At 71.7% G+C, this 16,989-nt stretch carries 13 protein-coding genes; 8 read left to right on the top strand and 5 right to left on the bottom strand.

Annotated elements, in window-relative coordinates:
* The first annotated feature begins 15 nt into the window (after positions 1-15).
* Entirely contained in the window at positions 16-1,656 is a 1,641-nt protein-coding gene (locus HFP48_RS07790) for an IS1182 family transposase (RefSeq protein ID WP_246872526.1), read from the top strand.
* A 161-nt stretch (positions 1,657-1,817) separates the two neighbouring features.
* Here the strand turns inward: HFP48_RS07790 and arsC are convergent, their stop codons facing one another.
* Positions 1,818-2,165: an arsenate reductase (glutaredoxin) gene (gene arsC, locus HFP48_RS07795; protein WP_006944940.1), complete on the bottom strand. Its 348-nt coding sequence runs from the start codon at positions 2,163-2,165 to the stop codon at positions 1,818-1,820.
* Between the two features lie 94 nt (positions 2,166-2,259).
* Here arsC and mscL point away from each other — a divergent pair, with 94 nt between their 5' ends.
* The 4 genes from mscL (at position 2,260) to HFP48_RS07815 (ending at position 5,401) form a co-directional block, all read left to right on the top strand.
* Positions 2,260-2,685, top strand: coding sequence for a large conductance mechanosensitive channel protein MscL (gene mscL, locus HFP48_RS07800; protein WP_029542060.1), 426 nt, complete (start codon positions 2,260-2,262; stop codon positions 2,683-2,685).
* A gap of 82 nt (positions 2,686-2,767) precedes the next feature.
* Positions 2,768-3,130, top strand: coding sequence for a GntR family transcriptional regulator (locus HFP48_RS07805; protein WP_006944937.1), 363 nt, complete (start codon positions 2,768-2,770; stop codon positions 3,128-3,130).
* Between the two features lie 65 nt (positions 3,131-3,195).
* A complete protein-coding gene (locus HFP48_RS07810) occupies positions 3,196-4,848 on the top strand; it encodes a BCCT family transporter (RefSeq protein ID WP_168579312.1) in 1,653 nt (550 codons plus the stop codon).
* Positions 4,841-5,401, top strand: a complete 561-nt coding sequence (locus HFP48_RS07815) for a methyltransferase domain-containing protein (protein ID WP_232334098.1) — start codon at positions 4,841-4,843, stop codon at positions 5,399-5,401. The genes HFP48_RS07810 and HFP48_RS07815 overlap by 8 nt, the downstream gene beginning before the upstream one ends.
* Here HFP48_RS07815 and HFP48_RS07820 read toward each other — a convergent pair.
* Entirely contained in the window at positions 5,352-6,860 is a 1,509-nt protein-coding gene (locus HFP48_RS07820) for a phospholipid carrier-dependent glycosyltransferase (RefSeq protein ID WP_180987105.1), read from the bottom strand. The genes HFP48_RS07815 and HFP48_RS07820 overlap by 50 nt on opposite strands.
* A 71-nt stretch (positions 6,861-6,931) precedes the next feature.
* Here HFP48_RS07820 and rsmI point away from each other — a divergent pair, with 71 nt between their 5' ends.
* The 3 genes from rsmI to HFP48_RS07835 all read left to right on the top strand — a co-directional run bounded on the left by rsmI (position 6,932) and on the right by HFP48_RS07835 (position 13,587).
* Positions 6,932-7,792, top strand: coding sequence for a 16S rRNA (cytidine(1402)-2'-O)-methyltransferase (gene rsmI, locus HFP48_RS07825; RefSeq protein ID WP_050034771.1), 861 nt, complete (start codon positions 6,932-6,934; stop codon positions 7,790-7,792).
* Between the two features lie 33 nt (positions 7,793-7,825).
* The gene (locus tag HFP48_RS07830; RefSeq protein ID WP_006944928.1) at positions 7,826-9,220 is read left to right on the top strand and encodes a sodium:alanine symporter family protein; all 1,395 of its coding nucleotides are present in this window, start codon (positions 7,826-7,828) and stop codon (positions 9,218-9,220) included.
* Between the two features lie 386 nt (positions 9,221-9,606).
* Positions 9,607-13,587, top strand: coding sequence for an AAA family ATPase (locus HFP48_RS07835; RefSeq protein WP_029542073.1), 3,981 nt, complete (start codon positions 9,607-9,609; stop codon positions 13,585-13,587).
* Here HFP48_RS07835 and HFP48_RS07840 read toward each other — a convergent pair.
* Genes HFP48_RS07840 through HFP48_RS07850 form a run of 3 tightly spaced genes read right to left on the bottom strand, consistent with a single transcriptional unit; the run spans position 13,526 to position 16,898 of the window.
* On the bottom strand, positions 13,526-14,830 hold the full coding sequence (locus tag HFP48_RS07840) for an aminodeoxychorismate synthase component I (protein WP_029542075.1): 1,305 nt from the start codon (positions 14,828-14,830) through the stop codon (positions 13,526-13,528). The genes HFP48_RS07835 and HFP48_RS07840 overlap by 62 nt on opposite strands.
* Positions 14,831-14,880: 50 nt before the next feature.
* Entirely contained in the window at positions 14,881-15,756 is an 876-nt protein-coding gene (locus HFP48_RS07845; protein ID WP_006944922.1) for an RNA polymerase sigma-70 factor, read from the bottom strand.
* Positions 15,753-16,898 (bottom strand): FAD-dependent oxidoreductase, encoded by a 1,146-nt coding sequence (locus HFP48_RS07850; protein WP_174824796.1) that lies wholly within the window; start codon positions 16,896-16,898, stop codon positions 15,753-15,755. The genes HFP48_RS07845 and HFP48_RS07850 overlap by 4 nt, the downstream gene beginning before the upstream one ends.
* Positions 16,899-16,989 lie beyond the last annotated feature (91 nt).

The following is a 16,989-nucleotide window of genomic DNA, read 5'->3' on the forward strand; positions in this document are numbered from 1 at the left end:
GAGCAGAATGAAGGGGTGAGTCTGGGTAGGGTGTCCGGTCAGTCGAGTCTGCTCCGCTCGACGGTGGAGTATTGCCAGGACCGGGTGGGAAAGGACTCGATTTACGGTGTACTGCACCGGGAATGCTTCCGGTTGTTCCCGGATGAGATGTTCGCCGACCTGTTCACCGATGTCGGGCGTCGTAGCGTGCCGCCGATGATCGTGGCGGTGGTGATGGTGTTGCAACGACTCGAGGGCCTGTCCGATCGTGAGGCGGTCGATCGGTTCGCGTTCGATGCTCGGTGGAAGTACGCCGCAGGTGGATTGGACTTCGACTATCCAGGATTCGTGCACACGGTGCTGGTGGACATGCGGGCCAGGTTGGCCCGTTCGACTCGGCCGAACAGGGTCTTCGAGGCGGTGCTCGAGGTGGCCCACCAGGCCGGGGTGATCGGCCGCAAGCGGGTGCTGGACTCGACTCCGCTGTACGACGCGGTCGCCACGATGGACACGATCACGCTGGTCCGTTCGGCGATTCGAGGGCTGCTCGCGGCCGTCGATGCAAACCTGGCGCAGCAGCTGCGAGCGGTACTCACCAGCGGTGACGACTACGCCAGTGCCGCCAAACCGTCCATCGACTGGGACGACGAGGCAGCCCGCGCACAGTTGATCGACTCCCGGGCCTGCGACGGTCTGGCCGTGTTGGCGTATCTCGACGGCCGCGAACTCGACGACTCGGTCGAGCGGGCCTCGACGCTGCTGGCCACCGTGCTGGGTCAGGACCTCGCTGCCGACGACGACGGGGTGTTCCGAATCGTGCGCAGGGTCGCCGCCGACCGGGTCATCTCCACCGTCGATCCGCAGTCTCGCCACGGCCACAAGACCCGGGCCCGCGGTTTCGACGGTTACAAGGGTCACATCGCCATCGATCCCGACAGTGAAATCATCACCGCGACCGAGGTCACACCGGGCAACGGCGGCGACGCGGAGTTCGCGGCGGGCCTGCTTGCCGACATCCTGCCTTCCGAAGCCGAAGCCGAAGCCGAAGCCGAAGCCGAAGCCGAAGCCGAAGCCGAAGCCGAAGCCGAAGCCGAAGCCGAAGCCGAGACGCGTGTCTTCGGTGACGCGGCATACGGTGCCGGAGAGTTGTTGAAATGTTTGGACGACAATGGGATTCACAACGGAGTGAAGGTGCAGCCGTCACCTGCGGTGAAGGGCCATTTCTCCAAGGACCGGTTCGGAATCGACCTCGACGCGATGTCGGTGACCTGCCCGGCCGGGGAGACCGTGCCGATCCGGCCCCGGGCCGGCACCCGCGTGGCCGGGGCGGCCTCGTTCGGTGCCGCCTGCATCCGGTGCCCGTTGCGAGCGCAGTGCACCTCGGCCTCCGACGGCCGCACCATCACAGTCGGCCCACACGAGAAGCACTTGGCCACAGCACGTATCCGGCAACAGGATCCGCTCTGGAAAACCGAGTACCGGGCCACCCGACCCAAAGTCGAACGCAAGATCGGTCATCTCATGCGTCGCCGCCACGGCGGTCGTCGAGTACGTGTCCGGGGCACCACGAAGATCGCCGCTGACTTCGGTCTGCTCGCTGCAGCGGTCAACCTCGCTCGTCTGGCCACCTTCGGAATCACCCACCGGGCAGGACAGTGGACCGTGGCCATCGCCTGATCCGGACGACGGGCCGGTTCTGCTCCTCGTTGCGGTCATGACGCACACCCGTGGACGAGTGCTGACGCCGTCACCCGGGCATCACACCGACCATCGGCGGTCATCCTGCCCGGCGAAGGTGAGCGATCCGGCGCCTCGAGGCGCCGTTCGACACCAGCCATCTAGAGGATCTCGCGCACCTTCTCCACCGGGCGGGCGAGCACGGTGCCCTTGTCGGTGACCACGATCGGCCGCTCGATGAGGATCGGGTGCTTCACCATCGCGTCGAGCAGCTCGTCCTCGGAGGCGTCCGCCAGGTTCAGCTCCGCGAACAGTGCCTCCTTCCGCCGGATCGCCTGGCTCGGCACGAGTCCGGCGTCGTCGAGCAGCTTGCGCAGCCCGTCGCGCGACGGCGGGGTCTCGAGGTACTTGACGACGGTCGGCTCGAGGCCCGCCTCCTGCAGCACCTTCAGGGTGTTGCGGGACGTGCTGCACCGGGGGTTGTGGTAGATCGTCGCGGTCGTTGCCATGGCCACATTCTGCCGTGCCGCACCCGCTCCGGTTGAGTGCGGCGCGGCCGGTCTCTACCATCGTCCGGCGTCGGTGAAGGACAGGAGAGGTGTCGTGCTGAAGGGATTCCGGGATTTTCTGCTGCGCGGGAACGTGGTCGAGCTCGCCGTCGCGGTGGTCGTCGGGGCCGCGTTCACGGCCATCGTCACCGCCTTCACCAACCACATCGTCAACCCGCTCGTGGCCTCGGTGGGCGGCGCGAACGAGTACGGCTGGGGATTCCAGATCACCTCGAGCCCGGAGACGTTCGTCAACATCGGTGCCGTGGTGTCGGCGGTGATCAACTTCCTGTTGATCGCCGCGGTCGTCTACTTCGTGCTGATCCTGCCGGTGAACACCGCCAAGGCCCGGTTCGCCCCCAAGGAGGAGGGCGACAAGCCGCTGAGCGAGACCGACCTGCTGATCCAGATCCGCGACCTGCTCGAGACCGGCAGCTACACCCGGGCCGCGGACGCCGACGAGGACAGGGCGCGGGTCTGAGGCGGCCCCCGCGGCGCAGTCGGGGACGGTCGGCCCGCACTGTTAGCCTCGACGCACCACCTGCCCACCTGAGGACGCCCCGATGCTCGACATCGTCATCGACCCCGACTCGCCGGTCCCGCCGTACGAGCAGCTGCGCCAGCGGATCGTCACGATGGTGCGGCGCGACGAGCTGATCGCCGGCACCAAGCTTCCCACCGTCCGCGGGCTGGCCGAACACCTCGGCATCGCCCCGAACACCGTGGCCAAGACCTACCGGGAGCTCGAGCATCTCGGCATCATCGAGACTCGGGGCCGGGCGGGCACGTTCGTCGCCGAGTCCGGTGACCCCACCCGCACGCTCGCCCAGCGCGCCGCCACCGGCTACGTCCGCGAACTGCGCACCCTCGGCATGTCCGACGACGAGGTGCTCGAATTCGTCGTCGCGGCGCTGCGGGGCGCGTGACTCGTCCGACTTCCCCCGGAGCGGTGACGGTTGCGCTCCGCAGGGAAGTGGACGAGGTTTACATCATGGGCCTTTCGGACAAACCGGCGGATCCGCACGACGCTCAGCGTGGCCGGCTCGTTTCGGTTCGCCCGGGAGGGCTGCGCCGACGGACCGCACCGGTGATCGATCCGGCCGTGTTCGTCCCGACGGCCCTGATCGTGGTGTCGATCGTCGTCTGGGGGCTGCTCGCACCGGACAATTTCGCCGCCGTGACGGGGGCGGTACTGGACTGGCTGGTGGTCAATCTGGGGTGGCTGTTCGTGCTCACCGCGTCGGGTTTCGTGGTCTTCTCGCTCTGGCTGGCCCTGAGCCGGTTCGGACGGATCCCGCTCGGCAAGGACGACGAGGTGCCGGAGTTCCGCACCGTCAGCTGGATTGCCATGATGTTCAGCGCCGGTATGGGCATCGGCCTGATGTTCTTCGGTGTCGCCGAGCCTCTGGCCCATTTCGTGACGCCGCCGCCGGGCACAGCCGGGGGCGTGGGACCGGCGATGGCGACGACGATGTTCCACTGGAGCCTGCACCCGTGGTCGATCTATGCCGTGGTGGGTCTGGCCATCGCCTACGGCACCTACCGCAAGGGGCGTAAGCAGCTGATCAGTTCGGCCTTCCTGCCGCTGCTCGGCCGCCGCGCCGAGGGACCCGCCGGGAAGGTCATCGACATCCTCGCCCTGTTCGCCACGCTGTTCGGCACTGCTGCCTCGCTCGGCCTCGGGGCCCTGCAGATCGGGTCCGGCTTCGCGGTGACCGGTTGGCTCGAGGAGACGGGGGTGCTGCTGCTCGTGGCGATCATCGCGCTGCTCACAGCAGCCTTCGTCGCCTCCGCGGTGTCCGGTGTGGCTCGTGGCATCCAGTGGCTGTCCAACATCAACATGGTGCTCGCGCTCGCGCTCGCCGCGTTCGTCTTCGTGGTCGGTCCCACCGTGCTGATCCTGAATCTCGTACCCACCACTCTCGGCGCCTATGCCGCCGATCTGGCCCGCATGTCTGCTCGTACCGCGGCGTCGAGCCCCGAGGTCGCCGAGTGGCTCTCCGCATGGACCGTCTTCTACTGGGCATGGTGGATCTCGTGGACGCCGTTCGTCGGGATGTTCCTGGCCCGCATCAGCCGTGGCCGCACGGTCCGCCAGTTCGTCGTAGGGGTCATCGTCGTTCCCAGCACGGTGAGCCTGGTGTGGTTCGCGGTGTTCGGTGGTGCGGCCATCGGCGAGCAGCGCGACGGCCTCGGCCTGGCCGACGTCGGCACGACCGAGGCGCAGTTGTTCGGCATGCTCGAGAATCTGCCGCTGTTCACGATCTCGGCCGCTGTCGTGATGGTGCTCGTGGCCATCTTCTTCGTCTCGGGGGCCGACGCCGCATCGATCGTGATGGGCACCCTGTCCCAGCGCGGCACACTCTCCCCGCACCGTCGGGTCGTGGTGTTCTGGGGCGTGCTCACCGGCGGCGTCGCCGCCCTGCTCCTGTGGACGGGCGGTGCCGATGCCCTCACCGCCTTGCAGACCATGACGATCATCGCGGCGGCGCCGTTCGTGCTCGTCATGGTGGGTCTGTGCGTGTCCTTGTACCGGGACCTGTCGCGGGATCCACTGGTGTCCCCACGCGGTCGGCGGTTGCTGCGCCGCGCCGAGTACCGGTCCCCGGCGCGGCGCGGAGAAGAACGGACGTCGAATGAGTAGTGCCGTGCCGGCGCGGATCGCGTTCGCGGTCGAGGCCATGGACCCGCAGCCGGGCAGCGACGTGCTCGAGATCGGCTGCGGTGGGGGTGTCGCCGTCGCGCTCGTGTGCGAGCGGCTGCGCCGCCGCGGCCGGGTCGTCGGGGTGGACCGCTCGGCCACGCAGATCGATCGGGCTCGTCGCCGCAACCGGGACGGAGTCGACGCCGGGCTCGCCGAACTGCGCGTCGGCGAATTCCCCGGCGTCGACCTGCCGGGATCGTTCGACCTGGTCTTCGCCGTCAACGTCCCCGGTTTCCGCAGCGACGACCCGGCCGCGCCGACGGCCGTCGCATCGCTGCTGCGACCCGCTGGGGAGTTGTGGGTGTTCGACGAACCGCCGCCCGGCCTCGCCCTCGGACCGGTGTCCATGCGGATCAGCGCGCTGCTCTCGCGCTGCGGCTACGCGATCGTCGACATCGTCGAGCGCGAGCGGACCGTCGGCGTGCGGGCCGCGCCGCCGGACGTCACCGCCAGCTCGGCAGCCACAACTGCTGCTGCCACGTCTCCACGGTGATCGGCGCCGCGGTGAGGATCGGCCACAGCCACACGAAGTTCGCCACCACCAGGCCGACGTAGAGGCACACGACCAGCAGGCCGGTCGAGCGTCGCTCGGCCGAGGCCCGCGGCGAGCCGAGGACGTCGCCGAGCACCAGCGCCAGCCCCATGACCAGGAAGGGCGCGAGCGGGACCGCGTAGAAGTAGTACATCTGCCGGTCGAGCGTCGCGAACCACGGCAGCAACGTCGCCGTGTAACCGGTGAGCACCGCGGCCCACCGCCAGTCCCGCCGCACCAGCAGCTGCCACCCACCCCACGCGAGCATCGGCAGCGCCAGCCACCACATCGCCGGGGTGCCCACCAGCATGACCGCCTTGACGCACTGCTCGCCGCCGCACCCACGGATCTGCTCGCCGTCGGCGAAGTAGTACAGCATCGGGCGCAACCCCATCGGCCACGTCCACGGCTTGGACTCCCAGGGATGCAGGTTGCCGGCCGAGTTCGTCAGCCCCGAGTGGAACTCGAGCACGGAGGCGCTGTAGTACCACAGCGACCGCAGGGCGTCCGGCACGAATGCGAACGCCCCGTCCGTGCCGATCTGACGACCCACCGCGTGCCGGTACACCCCGGTCTCGCCGGCGAACCACGCCCAGAACGTCGCCAGGTACACCCCGAGCGGCACCACCACCAGCGCGTACAGCGCCGGACCGACGTCGCGCAGCCCGGTGCCGAGCCACGGCCGTTGCACGTCGTAGGCCCGGCGGGCGGCGACGTCGAACGCCACCGACATCAGCCCGAAGAAGGCGATCAGATACAGCCCCGACCACTTGGTGCCCACCGCCAGACCCAGCAGCACACCGGCCCCGAACCGCCACCACCGCACGCCCAGCCGGGGACCCCACACCGTGTCGGCGATGCGTCCCTCGGCGTGCACGCGCGCCATGCGTTCCCGCATCTCGTCCCGGTCGACGATCAGGCACCCGAACGCGGCGACCGCGAACAGCGCCAGGAAGATGTCCAGCATCCCGAGGCGCGACGAGACGAACGTGACGCCGTCGGCGATCAGCAGGATCCCCGCCAGGCCGCCGAGCAGGGTCGAGCGGGTCAGCCGCCGCACAATCCGCACCACCAGCAGGACCAGCAGCGTCCCGGCGACGGCGGCGGAGAACCGCCACCCCCACCCGTTGTAACCGAACAGCGCCTCGCCGAGCGCGATGAGCTGCTTGCCCACGGGCGGGTGCACGACGAGGCCGTATCCGGGGTTGTCCTCGATCCCGCCGCCGGTGAGTACCTGCCAGCCCTGCGGGGCGTAGTGCTTCTCGTCGAACACCGGCGTCTTCGCGTCGGTGGGGTAGTGCAGCATCGTGAACCGGGTGATCGCCGCGATCGCGGTGACGAACAGCGTCACCACCCAGCCCCGGCCGCGGTCGACCGGACCGAAATCCGGTGCGGGCACCGTCGGGCCCGGGCTGTTCATCCGGCGGCGGTCCGATGCCACGGCAGGGCGCTCGTCCGTCACGGTCACGCCCCGATCGTAGGCTGAGACGCATGCAGGCAGACAATCCGGGACAGGGCCGGCTCGTGCTCGCCGCCACCCCCATGGGCGACATCGGCGACGCCTCGAAACGGCTCTGCGACGCGCTCGGCAGCGCCGACGTCGTCGCGGCCGAGGACACCCGTCGTACCAGGGCGCTCGCCGCCGCGCTGGGGGTCACCGTCACCGGACGGGTGGTCAGCTTCTACGACCAGGTGGAGGCCGCCCGGACGCCGGCGTTGGTCGCCGACGTCGAGGCCGGCAAGACGGTGCTGCTGGTCACCGACGCCGGCATGCCGTCCGTCAGCGACCCCGGCTACCGCCTGGTGTCGGCGTGCGTCGCGGCCGGGCTGCCCGTCACGTGCCTGCCCGGCCCGTCCGCGGTGACCACCGCACTCGCGCTGTCCGCGCTGCCGGTCGAGCGGTTCTGCTTCGAAGGCTTCCCACCGCGCAAGGCCGGCGCCCGTCGCGCCTGGCTGCAGACCCTCGCCGCCGAGCCGCGCGCGGTGGTGTTCTTCGAGGCCCCGCATCGCCTCGCCGCGTGCCTCGCCGACGCCGTCGACGTGCTCGGCGGGCAGCGGCGCGCCGCGGTGTGCCGGGAGCTGACCAAGACCTACGAGGAGGTGCGTCGCGGCACGCTCGCCGAGCTGGCGCAGTGGGCGGCCGACGGTGCGCGCGGCGAGATCACCGTCGTGCTCGAGGGCGCGTCGGCGCAGATCGCGGAGCCGGCCGAGCTGGTCGACGAGGTGGAACGGCTGGTGTCGGACGGAGTGCGGCTGAAGGACGCGTGCGCGCAGGTGGCGACGTCCGGGGTGTCCAAACGCGAGCTGTACGACGCGGTACTGGCCGCGCGGCAGGACGAGCCGTCGTCGTAGACTCTGCCCCTTACCGCGCAGCAGGAGGTACGGATGGAGTCGGTGAACGAATTCCTCGTCGAGGTCGCGTCGGTGGTGTGGGGGCCGTACTTGCTCATACCGCTGCTGCTGGGCACCGGCGTGATCCTGACGGTGCGGCTGCGGGGCGTGCAGTTCCGCAAGCTGTGGCCGGCCCTGCGGCTCGGGCTGATCATCCGCAAGGACCCGGACGCCACCGAGGGTGACATCTCCCAGTACCAGGCGCTGACGACCGCGCTGGCCGCCACCGTGGGCGTCGGCAACATCGCCGGTGTCGCCACTGCCATCTACTTCGGCGGCCCGGGCGCCCTGTTCTGGATGTGGGTCACCGGTCTCGTCGGCATGGCCAGCAAGTACTCGGAGGCGTTCCTCGGCGTCAAGTACCGCGTCACCGACGCCAAGGGCGAGCAGTCCGGCGGCCCGCAGTACTACCTGGCCCGCGCCATCCCCAACAAGTTCGGCCTGGCGCTGAGCCTGATGTTCGCGGTGTTCGCCGTACTCGCCAGCTTCGGCATCGGCAACATGACGCAGGCCAACACCGTCGCCACCCAGATGGACTCCACCTTCGGGGTGCCCACCTGGTTGTCCGGCATCGTCATGACGGTGCTCGCCGCCGCGGTGCTGCTCGGCGGCATCAAGTCCATCGGCAAGGTCACCGCCGGGTTCGTGCCCGCGATGATCCTGCTGTACGTCGGCGCCGGGATCATCGTCCTCGCGGTCAACATCACCGACATCCCGCAGGCGTTCGCCCTGGTGTTCTCCGACGCATTCACCGGAACCGCCGCGACCGGCGGCTTCATCGGCTCGGTGTTCATGATCGCCCTGCGCTACGGCGTGGCCCGCGGCATCTTCTCCAACGAGTCCGGCATGGGCAGCGCCGCAATCGCCGCCGCCGCGGCGCAGACCACCCATCCGGTGCGGCAGGGCCTCGTGTCGATGACCCAGACGTTCATCGACACGATCATCGTCGTGACCTTCACGGGCATGGTCATCATCACCACCGGCGCCTGGAAGTCCGGCGAGCAGGGCGCGGCGATGACCTCGCTCGCCTTCTCGGACGGCCTCGGCGGCGACTGGGGCAGCTGGATCGTCACGATCTCCGTGGTGTTCTTCGCCTTCTCGACGATCCTCGGGTGGTCGTACTACGGCGACCGCTGCGTCGAACGCCTCGTCGGCCGGGGCGGCGTCCTCCCGTACCGGGCGATCTTCGTGCTCGTCGTCTACGTCGGCGCCACCACCGAGCTCGAGGTGGTGTGGAACTTCTCCGATGTGATGAACGGGCTGATGGCACTGCCCAACCTGGTGGGCCTGCTCGTCCTCTCGGGTCTCATCGCCCGCGAGACGAAGGAGTACCTCGCCCGCGATCCGTACCTGCTCGGCGAGAAGGGCAGCAGCACGCCGGCCCGGTAGGCGCGGCCGGCCGTCGCTACGGCGCGGCCGAGGAGAGCGCGACGATCAGCAACACGGCGACGGCCACGATCAGGGCCGCGACCAACGTGGGCGGAACGCCGTTGACGATCCGGTCGACGAGCTTGTACACGATCCCTCGGTTCGGGTCGCGCGCTGCATTCCCTCCGCCTCGGGCGGAACCACCCCTCGTCGGGTTCCGGCCGGTGCGGAGGTGCAGCGCGTCGCGGGGTCTTCCCGCTCGGGAACAACTCTGTCGGGTATATCCGGGGCGACCAACCGGTTCGCGTGCCGCTCGCGATATCATCCCAGGTCAGGGCTGGTGAGGAGTTTTTCCGCAGCGGACGATCCGGGCTCTCGAGGGGTGCGGAGCAGGGAGGATGCGGGAGATGGAACCGGCGGACGAGCGAACCGAGGCTGAGCCGCGGCAGGTGTTCGCCGACCAGCTCCGGATTCTGTTCGCGGCGGCGGGGCGTCCCGCACTCAAGAAGGTCTCCTCCGAGGCGGCGGCCGTCGCCCGCGCCGTGGGCAGCGATCGCACCGTGTCGGTGCAGCGGCTCAGCGACTGGCGATCCGGCGCCCGGGTGCCCGCCACCTTCGAGGCGATCCGTCCGGTCCTGGTCGTCCTGATCCGCGCCGCCCGGGCCCTGCACGCCCAGCCGCCGGCACCCGGCCTCTACTCGATAAAGCGGTGGGAACGGTGGTGGGAACTCGCCCGGGGACCAGCCGGGCGGGCCCGGGCGGAGACGTCCGAGGCGCCCGCCGCGACGCCGCCCACCGGTGTGCGGCCCTACCGGGGACTCGAGGCGTACCGCGAGCGCGACGCGCAGCTGTTCTTCGGCCGGAGCCGGAGTGTGCGCGAGCTCGTCGAGACCGTCGTCGCCGCCCACGGGCACGGCATCGTCGTGGTGACCGGCGCCTCCGGCGTCGGCAAGTCCTCGCTCGTGCAGGCCGGCCTCATCCCGGAACTGTGCCGCGACGGCCGCTGGCGGCCGGTGGTCCTGACTCCGGGGCGGCACCCCGTGGCGCAGCTCGTCGAGTGCATACCCGAACTCGCCGACATCTCGGACGCGGACGAGCCCTCCGCCGTCGCGCGGCTGCGCGCCGCCGCCGGCCGTCAGGGCAGCTCGGGCCTGCTGATCGTCGTCGACCAGATCGAGGAGCTGTTCACCCACTGCGAGGACCCGGCCGAACGCTCGGCGTTCCTGGCGCTCCTCGAGCGGGCCGCGACCGTGGGCGACGGCGACACCCCGATCGCGGTGGTGGCCACGCTGCGGTCGGACTTCTACGACCGGGCCGTGACGTATCCCGTGCTGGCGCGGGCGCTGGAGCGGCACAGCAAGACGGTCCAGCCCCTGACCCGCGACGATCTGGTGGAGGTGATCTCCGCACCGGCGCGGCTGCTCGGCCTGCGGTTCGAGCCGGGGCTGGTGGAGCTGATCCTGCACGACCTCGGCGTGCTGACCGCCGACGACGTCGGCGGGGCGGAGCTGCCGCTGCTGTCCCACCTGCTCGACGCCCTGTGGGAACGCCGGCGTGGCGGCCACCTGACCGTGGCCGGCTACGGTGCCACCGGCGGGGTGCGCGGATCGATCGCCGCCAGCGCGGAACGCGCGTGGGAGGAGCTCGACGCCCGTGGCCGCCGCCTCGCTCGCGCGATGCTCGTGCACCTGGTCTACGTGACCGACACCGGCACCGACGTGAAGATCCGGCGTCCGCTGGACCGGCTGCTCGCCGTCGCCGGAGACGACGTCGACGCGGGGCGCCGGGTGGTCGACCACTTCGTCACCGCTCGCGTCCTCGTCGTCGACGCCGGCAGCGTCGAGCTGCTGCACGACGCCGTGATCGACGCCTGGCCGCGCTTGAAGTCCTGGATCCAGGCGGACCGCTCGTACGCGGCGCTGTGCCAGCAGATCGAGGCGGACGCCGCCGGGTGGGTCGAGGGACGCCGGCACGCGGACCTGCTCTACCAGCGCGGCCGGATGGACCTCGTCGCCGAGCACGAGGCCGGGGACCTCGCGGGGCGGACGCGGCCCGTCGGCGTCGAGGCCGCGCTGAGCCCGACCGCGGTGGACTTCCTCCGGGAATCGCGGCGGCAGATCCGCCGGCGGACCCGCATCCGCAACGGCGCGATCGCCGCCCTCGTGCTGTCCACGATCGTCGCGGTGGTGATGGGGACGCTGGCCTGGGCCGGCAAGAACCGCGCGGAGGCCGAGCGCAGTGCCGCCCAGTTCCAGCAGGTCGTCGCGCTCGCCGACTCCATGCGCGAGAAGGACCCGTCGACCGCGGCCCAGCTGGCGCTCGCGGCGTGGCAGCTGAAGCCGGACAGCGAGGTCGCGTACTCGCGGCTCGTCGCGACCGAGCAGATGCCGCTGGCGCTGCCTCTCGAAGGCCACAGCGGTCCCGTCTACGGGGTGGCGATCGCGCCGGACGGCACGACCCTCGCCTCGGCCAGCGACGACGGCAGCGTTCGCTTGTGGGACCTGTCGGACCGGACCGCCCCGCGGCCGCTCGGAGCGCTGGTGTCGGGCGAGCCCGAGTATCTGGCATCGGTTTCGTTCAGCCCGGACGGCACCCTGCTCGCGGCGGGTGGGGCGACGGGCGCGGTGTGGATCTGGGACGTCACGGATCGCGACCGGCCGGTCGCCCTGCTCACCGCCGAGGTGCTCGTGCCGGAGGTCATCCACAACGTGCGGTTCAGCCCGGACGGCCGGTTGCTCGCCGTGCCGTACGACAACGGGTCGGTGGTGCTCGTCGACACGAGCGAACCCCGGACGCGGGGATTTCCCCGCACCGTCCTGCCCGCGCACGGGGCGGCCGTGCGGACCGTGGCGTTCCACCCCGGCGGCACCGTGCTGGCCACGTCGAGCGACGATCGCTCGGTGCGGTTGTGGGACCTGACCGACCAGGCCGCCGCGCCGCTCGGCGAGCCGCTGACCGGTTTCCGCGACGTGGCGCATTCCGTCGCGTTCGCCCCCGACGGCCGGACCCTCGCGGTCAGCAGCGACGACGGCGTCCTCACGCTGTTCGACACCGCCGAGCCCGGGGCGGTACGGCCGGCCGGCCCGCCCGTGCAGGCGCACACCGGTGGGGTGTGGACCGTGGCGTTCGCGCCCGACGGCCGCACCCTGGCGAGCGCGTCGTGGGACGGGACCGCGAAGCTGTGGTCGATCGACCCGGCGACGCGAGCGGTCGACGAGATGCGGCCGGCCCTCGCCGGCAACGGCGGCGGCGTCCCGGCGCTCGCGTTCACCCCCGACGGTGCCGCGCTGGTCACCGGCGGTCACGACGGCACCATCCGGGTCTGGACGCTGCCGCGCGGACGCGTCCCGGTCGCGGATTCCGCCCTGACCCTCCCGGCGATCGACCGCACCGGCTCGCTCGTCGCGACCGGGGGCTACAACGCCACCGTGCCGCTGTGGCGGATCGGCTCCGACGGGCGCTGGTCACCGCTCGGTGCCGTGAACCGCCCGCGACCGCTGGGGGGTGCGGTGACGACCGCCCTGTCTCCCTCCGCCAGCACACTGGCCACGGCCTCGACGACGGACGGCGAGATCCACCTGTGGGACGTCCGGGACCCCACCGTTCCGCGGCTCTGGGCGAACCCGATCGTCACCGAGACCCGGTTCACGTCCGAACTCGCATTCGGTCCCGACGGCACCACCCTCGTCACGGGAGACGACGACCACTCCCTCGTGCTGTGGGACGTGTCGGATCCGGCGCGTCCGGCGCCGTGGGGCGCCCCGCTCGGGGGCCCCACCAACCTGATCCGGGCGGCGGCGTTCGCGCCGGACGGCCGGCACCTGGTGGTGGCGAGCGCGGACGGCTCGCTCTACGCCTGGAACGTCGCCGATCCCGCGGCCCCGGTCCCGGTGCCGGTGTCGGACGGCCATGCCACCGGCGTCAACGCCCTCGCGTTCAGCGCCGACGGCAACGTCCTCGCCACCGGCGGCGACGACCACACGGTCCGCGTGTGGGACCGCGGACCCGACGGGTCGTTCACCGTCCGCCCCGAGGCGCTGCGCGGGCACACCGGCACCGTCTATTCGGTGTCGGTGACGCCGAACGGCCACGAGGTGGTCAGCGGCAGCGACGACGGCACGGTGCGCCTGTGGCACGTCGGCGACCCGGAGGACATGCACCCGGTGGGCGGCCCGATCACCGACGTCGGCGTCGGCCGGTGGCAGGTGGGCTTCCTGCCGGGCAGCAACGCCGTGATCGCGGCGGGTGGCGACGGGATGGTGCGCACGTGGGGCCTGGACGTCGAGTCGATCATCGCGCGGATCTGCGCGGCGACGACGGGCAGGATCACCGCATCGCTGCCGCAGTCCGATCTGCCGGTGGCCGGCCGGACGGTGTGCGGGGGCTGAGCGCCAGGATGCTGGCGGCCTTGTCGAGGCACTCCTGCCATTCGGCGTCCGGATCGGAATCGATGGTGATGCCACCGCCGACGCCGAGACCACACGACCCCGGCGTGCCCGCGTCCCCGCCGCCGAACTCGACGGTGCGGATCGCCACGTTGAGCTCCAGCCCGGCGAGCGGGCTGGCCATGCCCACGGTGCCGCAGTACACGCCCCGCGGCTGCGGCTCCCAGACCCGCAGGAACTCCCGCGCCCGGAGCTTGGGACAGCCGGTCACCGAGGCCGGCGGGAACGCGGCCCCGAGCAACCGCGCGGTGTCCACACCGGCCCGCAGCGTGGCCGCGACGGTGGACACCAGGTGCCAGACTCCGGGGGCCGGATGCACCCCGAGCAGATCCGGCACGGTGACGGTTCCGGTCTCGGCCACGCGTCCGAGGTCGTTGCGCACGAGGTCCACGATCATCACGTTCTCCGCGACGTCCTTGACGGACGCGCGCAGCCGGGCCGGATCCGCGCCGATCGGGAGCGTGCCCTTGATCGGGCTCGACGTCACCCGGTCGTCGTGGCGGGCGAGGAACAACTCCGGCGACAGCGACGCGACCGCCCCCCACCCGCCTGCGACGTAGGCGGCCCGGGCCGGCGCGGTGCGCTCGATCCCGTCGGCGAAGAAGTGCAGCGGGCTGCCCGACCAGGCGCCGGTGAAGCGAGTGCACACGCACGCCTGATAGACCTCGCCGGCCCGGATCGCGTCGAGGCACTGCCGCACGCCGCGGCGATGGGCGCCGCGGTCCGGCGCGGTCCAGTCGATACGCCACGGCGCCCGACCGGAGGCCTCGGGCACCTCGCGGACGGCGGCGGCGAGCCCGGCCGGGCACGGCGCGTCGGTGAGGCTCTCGTACCACCAGCAGCCGTCGTGGTCGAGCCGCAGCACGGTGTCCGCCCACCCCCCGGCCGCCCGAGGCAACGCCGGGTGGGCGGGGGCTCGGTCCGGGTACGCCAGGTAGCCGATCCACCCCCCGCCGACGACCGGCCCGTCGTCGCGGGTGCGCAGGGACGGGCCCTCGCGCAGGACGAACGCGTCGGAAGGCGGGGTGGCGACGGCCTCGACGTGGGGCGCGAGGACCGCCGCCGCGCCGAACCACGTGCCGGTCAGTGCGGCCGGCGGGGGCGCTCCCGCCGCCTCGGCGCGGGCGCCCAGCACCCGCAGCACCTGCGCCGGGCCACCCCCGGCGCCGAGCCGTTCCATCCGCATGAGCACAGCCTCCCACGGGATGCCGGGACGGGCCGAATCACACCGGGCGTTCAGTGGACCGGCGGCATCACCCTGTCCGCCGCGCCGAGCTTGTCCGGGTTCCGCACCACATACAGGCCCGTGACCAGGCCCGCGTCCGTCTCGATCATCATCACGAGGTCGAGCCGCTCGGCCGAGTACACCGCCAGCGCGGGCAGACCGTTGAACGACGCGAACTCGAAGCGCATGTCGGGCAGGGGCCTGCGCCCCAGGTTCCGCAACAGCCGCGCGACCTTCTTCGCCCCGGACACCGGAACCCGTGCAGCCGTCGCCTTGCCCCCGCCGTCGGCGACGTAGACCACCTCCGGGGACAGCACCTTCATCAGCGCCTCCACGTCGCCGGTGCCGGCGGCGGCGAGCAGTTCCTCGACCACCCGGCGGGTCTCCGCGCCGGACGCGGTGTACCGCTTGCGCCGCGCGTGCACGTGGCTTCGGGCGCGGTGGGCGATCTGCCGCACCGTCGCCTCCGGCCTGCCGACCGCCGCCGCGATCTGGGCGTGGTCGAATCCGAACACCTCGCGCAGCACGAACACCGCCCGTTCGAGCGGGCCGAGTGTCTCGAGCACCAGCATCATCGCCATCGACACCGACTCCGCGAGCAGGACGTCCTCGGCGGCATCCGGCGCCGTGCGTACCGGCTCGGGCAGCCACGGCCCGACGTAGTCCTCCCGGCGACGCTGCGCGGTGCGCAGCGCGTTCAGCGCCTGCCGGGTGACCACGCGGCTCAGATACGCCCGGGGGTTGGCGACCTCGTCGAGGTCCACCTCGGCCCAGCGCAGGTAGCTGTCCTGCAGGATGTCCTCGCTGTCGGCGACGCTGCCGGTGATCTCGTACGCGATGCCGAACAGCAGGCCGCGGTGCCGGGTGAACAGCTCGTCGTGCGTCATCGCGGCGCCGCGATCGGATCGTGCGCAGCGGCCGGTCCCTTCGGGAAGGGATAGCCGTGCCCCCGTGCCTGCCGGCGCAGTGTCCACACCGTTCCGCGCACCACCATCTCCTTGCCGAATGCGCCCAACGTACCGCGCAGGGCGCCGCCGCGGGCCGTGTCGTCCGGGCGGGTGCGCTGCACGACGCCGGAGGCCCGGCCCAGCGAGATGCACTGCGCCACGAACCCGAGCGACAACGGCTGCGGCTCCAGGCCCGCCAGCAGCGCCCATGCCGTGTCGGCGCCGTGCGCGCCGAGCGGCAGCGCCGCCTGGCAGCTCATCCGGATGTGATCCTGGCCGTCGACGGTCACGGCGTCGCCCACCCCCACGACGTTGGCTGCGCCCGTGCTCCGCAGGGTGGCGTCGACGCGGAGCCGACCGGTCCCGTCGACCGGCAACCCGCTCCGCCGGGCCAGGTCGGGCACCGTGAAGCCGCCCGCCCAGATCGTGAGTTCCGCGGGCACCGCTTCGCCGTCGGCGAGCAGCACCTCCCGCCCGGTGACCGCGACGACCCGGCCCGGCCGCACCCGGACACCGAGCCGTCGCAGCCGTGCGGCGACGAACCGCCGGGTGGCGCCGGGCAGGTGCGCGACGGGGTCCCCGACGAGGGTGCAGGTCAGGTGGGGATGCGCCTCGGCGATCTCGGCGGCCGATTCGACGCCGGTGAGCCCGCCTCCGACGACCACCACGCCGGCACCGTCGCCGAGCCTGTCGAGCGCGGCGGCCGTGTCCATGGCGCGTTCGAACTCGGCCGGCGAGTGCAGCCGGTCGGCGCCCGGGATCGCGGGCACGCCGGCGCCGCTGCCGACGGCGTAGATCGCCACGTCGAACGGCAGCGCCGTCCCGTCGGCGAGCAGCACCCGATCCGCACCGATCTGCACCGCGGTGCCGAGGTGCACGACCGCCGCCGGGTGCAGCACCTCGGCGAGGTCGTGCGCGGCCGCACCGGATCCGGCCGCGAGCTGGTGCAGCCGCACCCTCTCGACGAACACCGGTCGCGGGTTGACGACCGTCACCGATACCTCCGGATGCGCGGCGAGCATGCGGTTCGCTGCCATCACGCCCGCGTACCCGGCCCCGAGCACCACCACGTCGGTTGCCATCCTGACCACTCCTTCTGCTGTCGACGATTCGCGGTCGTGCATGGGACACCGGCCGGCCCGCGAATGTGACAGGGTGCGGCGTGGCAGTGCC

This window comes from Rhodococcus sp. DMU1 (assembly GCF_012272955.1).
Lineage (GTDB): Bacteria > Actinomycetota > Actinomycetes > Mycobacteriales > Mycobacteriaceae > Rhodococcus > Rhodococcus aetherivorans.